This is a genomic window from Streptomyces sp. NPDC053427 (assembly GCF_044544985.1).
Taxonomy (GTDB): Bacteria; Actinomycetota; Actinomycetes; order Streptomycetales; family Streptomycetaceae; genus Streptomyces.
The window spans coordinates 1-5429 of record NZ_JBITYA010000030.1 but is presented as its reverse complement, the minus strand read 5'-3'; the positions used below and the strand labels follow the sequence as shown (position 1 = coordinate 5429).

Genomic DNA, 5429 nt, shown 5'->3' with positions numbered 1-5429 from the left:
TGTCGGTGGCGGATTCGATGGTGGCGGTGAGGAAGGGGTGGGTGGAGGTGCGGAGGCCGAGGTGGGTGGGGTTGCTGGTGTTGGTGGGGGTGGGGAGCCAGTAGGTGTGGTGTTGGAAGGGGTAGGTGGGGAGGTTGGTGGTGGGGGTGTTGTGGGTGTGGGGGTGGAGGGTGGTCCAGGTGGGGGTGGTGCCGTGGGTGTGGGCGTGGGCGAGTGCGGTGGTGTAGTGGCGGGTTGCGGTTGCGGTTGTTGTGTCTGTGGTGGTTGTTGTGTCTGCGTTGTCTGTGGTGGGTGTGTGGTGTTGGAGGGGGATGGTGGTGGTGTGGGGGTTGTTGGTGGTGGTGTGGATGGCGGGGGTGAGGGTGGGGTGGGGGGTGAGTTCGAGGTAGGTGGTGGTGCCGAGGGTGTGGAGGGTGGTGATGCCTTGGGTGAAGTGGACTGGTTGGCGGATGTGTTGTGTCCAGTAGTGGGGGGTGCGGAGGTCGTCTTGTTGGGCGAGTTGGCCGGTGAGGTTGGAGATGATGGGTGTGTGTGGGGGGTGGTAGGTGAGGGTTTGGGCGACGGTGTGGAAGTCGTCGAGGATGGGGTTCATGTGGGGGGAGTGGAAGGCGTGGCTGACGTGGAGGAGTCGGGTGGTGATGCCTTGGGTGGTGAAGTGGGTGGCGAGTTGGTGGATGGTGTCGTGGTCGCCGGAGAGGACGAGGGTGTCGGGTGTGTTGTGGGCGGCGATGGAGACTTTGTCTTGGAGGTTGTGGAGTGTTTGGTGGATGGGGGTGAGGTTGGGTGTTTGGAGGGAGAGCATGGCGCCGGGGGTGGTGATGTGGTGCATGAGGCGGGCGCGGGTGGTGACGAGGGTTGCGGCGTCGTGGAGGGTGAGGATGCCGGCGGTGTGGGCTGCGGTGATTTCGCCGATGGAGTGGCCGATGAGGTGGGTGGGGGTGATGCCGTGGTGGGTGAGGAGGGTGTGGAGTGCGGTTTGGAAGGCGAAGAGTGCGGGTTGGGTGTAGAGGGTGTTGTTGAGGAGGGTGGCTTGGGGGGTGCCTTCTTCGGCGAACATGATGGTTTTGAGGGGGTGTTCGAGGTGGGGGTCGAGGTGGGTGCAGGTTTCGTCGAGGGTGTCGGCGAAGAGGGGGAAGGCGTGGTAGAGGCCGTGTCCCATGCCGGGGCGTTGGGAGCCTTGTCCGGAGTAGACGAATGCTGTTTTGCCGCCGTGGAGCATGGCGGAGCCGCGTATGAGGGCGGGGTGTTCGTCGCCTCGGGCCAACGCCTTCAGCGCTTCGGTGAGTTCATCGTGTCCGGTGCCGATGACCACGGCCCGGTGGTCGTGGTGGGTGCGGGTGGTGGCCAGGGCGTGGCCGACTTCCGCCGGGTCGAGTTCGGGCCGTTCGGTGACGTGCTCCAGCAGCCGCGCCGCCTGGGCCGCGAGTGCCTCGTCCGTCCTTGCTGAGACCGGCCACGCGAACACCGGGTTGGTGTCCGCCTCGACGGTCTCCTCGGCCACCGGATCGGCCGCAGGCACCGAAGCGGGAGGCGCTTCGAGGATGAGGTGGGCGTTGGTGCCGGAGATGCCGAACGAGGAGACGGCCGCGCGGCGGGGCCGGTCGAGCTCGGGCCACGGCGTCGGTTCCGTCAGCAGGCTGACGGCTCCTGCTTCCCAGTCGACGTGGGGGGAAGGCTCGTCGATGTGCAGGGTCTGCGGGAGCAGTCCGTGGCGCATGGCCATGACCATTTTGATGACGCCCGCGACCCCGGCCGCGGCCTGCGTGTGGCCGATGTTGGACTTGACCGACCCCAGCCACAACGGCCGCTCGACCGGCCGGTCCTGACCATAGGTCGCCAGCAGCGCCTGCGCCTCGATCGGGTCACCCAGCGTCGTCCCCGTACCGTGCGCCTCCACCGCGTCGACATCAGTGGCGTCCAACTGCGCACTGGCCAGCGCCGCCCGGATCACTCGCTGCTGCGACGGGCCGTTCGGAGCCGTCAGACCGTTGCTCGCGCCGTCCTGGTTGACCGCCGAGCCACGCAGCACGGCCAGTACCTCATGGCCGTTGCGCTCGGCGTCCGACAGCCGTTCCAGCAGGACCAGGCCGACGCCCTCGCCCCAGCCGGTGCCGTCGGCCGCCCCGGCGAACGCCTTGCACCGCCCGTCCCGCGCGAGACCACGCTGCCGGGAGAACTCGACGAAGGCCCCCGGCGTCGCCATCACGGTCACGCCGCCGGCCAGCGCCATCGTGCACTCACCGGTGCGCAGCGCCTGCGCGGCCAGGTGCATGGCGACCAGCGACGACGAACACGCCGTGTCGATGGTGACCGCGGGACCTTCCAGGCCGAAGGTGTACGACACCCGGCCCGACGCGACGCTGGCGGCGCTGCCGCTTCCCAGGTGCCCCTCGAAACCCGCCGGTGGCTGGTGGAACCGGCTGTGGTAATCGCTGTACATGACCCCGGCGAAGACCCCCGTGCGGCTCCCGCGCAGCGTCGTGGGATCCATGCCCGCGCGTTCGAACGTCTCCCAGGCGGTCTCCAGCAGCAGCCGCTGCTGGGGGTCGGTCGCCAGTGCCTCGCGAGGTGAGATGCCGAAGAAGTCGGCGTCGAACTCGGCCGCCTCGTGGAGGAATCCGCCTTCCCTGGTGTAACTCTTGCCGGTGCTCTCGGGATCCGGGTCGTAGAGGTTCTCCAGGTCCCAGCCGCGTCCCTCCGGGAAGCCCGAGATCGCGTCCTTGCCGGACGCCACCAGGTCCCACAGGGCTTCGGGCGACGCGACTCCGCCCGGGTAGCGGCAGGCCACGGAGACGATCGCGATGGGCTCGTCACTGACCGCCGTCGAGGTCGCGGGCCGGGCGATGTCGGGAGCGCTACCTACGATCTCGTCGCGCAGGAAACGGGCGAGTGCGCTCGGCGTGGGGTGGTCGAACGCCAGCGTGGCCGGGAGCCGCAGCCCGGTCGCCTCGTTGAGCCGGTTGCGGAGCTCCACCGCCGTGAGCGAGTCGAACCCGAGGTCCCGGAAGGCGCGTTGGGGGTCCACCTCCTGCGGACCGGTGTGCCCCAGGACGGTGGCGATGTGCGTGCGGGTGAGGTCCAGCAGCAGTTCGTACTGCTCGGCTTCGGTCAGCGGTGCCAGCCGGGGCCGGAGAGCGGTGGTACCGGTGGTACGGGTGGCCACAGCGGGGACGAGCGCGCTCAGCAGCGGCGGAAGGGTGCCCGCGGTGGCGTGGCTGCGCAGCGCGGATCGGCTGAGCCGTATGGGCAGCAGGGTGGCCGAGTCGGAGTCGAGCGCCGCGTCGAGAAGGGCGAGGGCGTCCTCGGTCGGCAGCGGCGCGACTCCGGTGCGATGCATGCGGGCGAGGTCCGCGCGGGTCAGCGTCCCCGTGATCTCACTGGTTTCCTCCCACAGCCCCCATGCCAGCGAGGTGGCGGGCAGGCCCTGCGCGCGCCGGTGGGCGGCGAGTGCGTCGAGGAAGGCGTTGGCCGCGGCGTATCCTCCCTGGCCCGGGCTTCCGAGGGTGCCTGCCGCAGACGAGAACAGGACGAACGCCGAGAGCTCGAGCCCCTGAGTGAGGCGGTGCAGCTGCCACGCCGCGTCCGCCTTGGGCCGCAGCACCGCGCCGACCTGCTCGGGGGTGAGTGCGGTGATCACCGAGTCGTCCAGGACGCCCGCCGTGTGCACGACGGCGGTCAGCGGGTGTTCGGCCGGAACGGAGGACAGCAGGGCGGTCAGGGCATCCGCGTCGCTGAGGTCACAGGACGCGATGGTGACCTCGGCGCCCCGCGCGACGAGGTCGGCCTCCAACTCGGGGGCGCCCTCGGCCGCGCGGCCACGTCGGCTGGCCAGCAGCAGGTGCCGTACACCGTGGCGTTCGACGAGGTGCCGGGCGACGAGTCCGCCGAGGGTGCCGGTGCCTCCGGTGATCAGTACCGTGCCGTTGCCTCCCAGGCCGAGCGGCTGACCGCCGGGAGTCGAACGGGGCGCCCGGATGACACGGGGGACGTACACCTGCCCGTCGTGCACGGCGAGTTGGGGCTCGTCGTGCTTCAGGAGCGACGGCAGTGCCCCGAGGCCGGCGTCGGGATCGAGGTCGACGAGGACGATCCGGCCGGGGTGTTCGAGCTGTGCTGTGCGCAGCAGCCCCCATGCCGAAGCCGAGGGGATGTCGACGGGCGTCCCGGCCGGGCCGGCGCCGACTGCACCGCGGGTGATGACGACGGCGCGGCTGGAACGCAGGTTCTCGGCCGCGAGGTATTGCTGGACGAACTGCAGCACGTCCTGAAGGAGGGCATGGGTGCCGTCCTCGGGGCCGGTGGTGACGGGGGCGGCGAACTCGGCGACGACCGTTTCGGCGACGACGGCGGAGAGGTCGGGAAGGGGGCCGTCCCCGAGGAACACCCAGCCGTCGGGCGCCTCATGGACGTCGGCCTCAGCTGCGGTCGCGACTGAGGCCGGGGAAGCGAGGGGCTGCCAGCTCAGCTCGTACAGGTGATCACGTCCGTGCGCGCTGGGCAGCCGGGCCGGGTCCAGGTCGCGCACCGTCAGCGTGTCGACCGTCACGACGGGCGTGCCGTCGGTGTCGGTGAGCTGAAGCGTGAGCGTGTCCTGACCCGTACTCCTCAACCGGACGCGCAACGCGGTGGGGGCGGGCCCGGTGGCGGTGTGCAGGGTGATGCCGCGCCAGGAGAACGGCAGGCGGATCCGGTGACCGGCGTCTGTGTCGGCTGCGGGCCCGTCGTCGGAGTCGGCGGCGACGATGGCGTGCAGGGCGGCGTCGAACAGGGCCGGGTGGACACCGAATCCGTCGGCTTCGATGTCGTCGGGCAGCTCCACCTCGGCACAGACGCTGTGATCGGCCTCCGACCGCCAGGCGGCGGTGAGCCCCTGGAAGACGGGTCCGTAGTGGTAACCGCGATCGGCGGCCTGCTCGTAGAAGCCGTCCACCGCGACCTGACGGTGACCGGACGGAGGCCACGCCTCTCCCCGTCGCGGCGGCAGGTCGGAGGCCAGGCCGGACAGTACGCCCGTGGCGTGCCGGGTCCATTCCCCGTCATCGAGGTCCGCGTCATCGGCTGCGGTGCCCGGACGGGAGTGGACGGAGAGCGCCCGGCGTCCAGAGGCGTCGGCGGTCTCGACCGTCATCTGGAGCAGAAGGCTGTCGCCATCCGGCAGGACCAGCGGGGTTTCCAGGGTGATTTCCTCGACGTGGGCCAGGCCGGTGTGACGTGCGGCGTGCAGGGCCAGGTCGAGGAACGCGGTGCCCGGCAGGATGACCGTGCCCGCGAGGGTGTGGTCGGCGAGCCAGGGGTGGGTGTGGAGGTCGAGGCGTCCGGTGAAGGTGATGCGGTTGTCGGTGGCGGATTCGATGGTGGCGGTGAGGAAGGGGTGGGTGGAGGTGCGGAGGCCGAGGTGGGTGGGGTTGCTGGTGTTGGTGGGGGTGGGG

1 protein-coding gene is annotated in these 5429 nt (G+C 70.4%); it reads right to left on the bottom strand.

Annotated elements, in window-relative coordinates; genetic code table 11:
* On the bottom strand, positions 1-5429 hold a 5429-nt coding region (locus ACIGWZ_RS39315; protein ID WP_400072848.1), incomplete at both ends, for a type I polyketide synthase.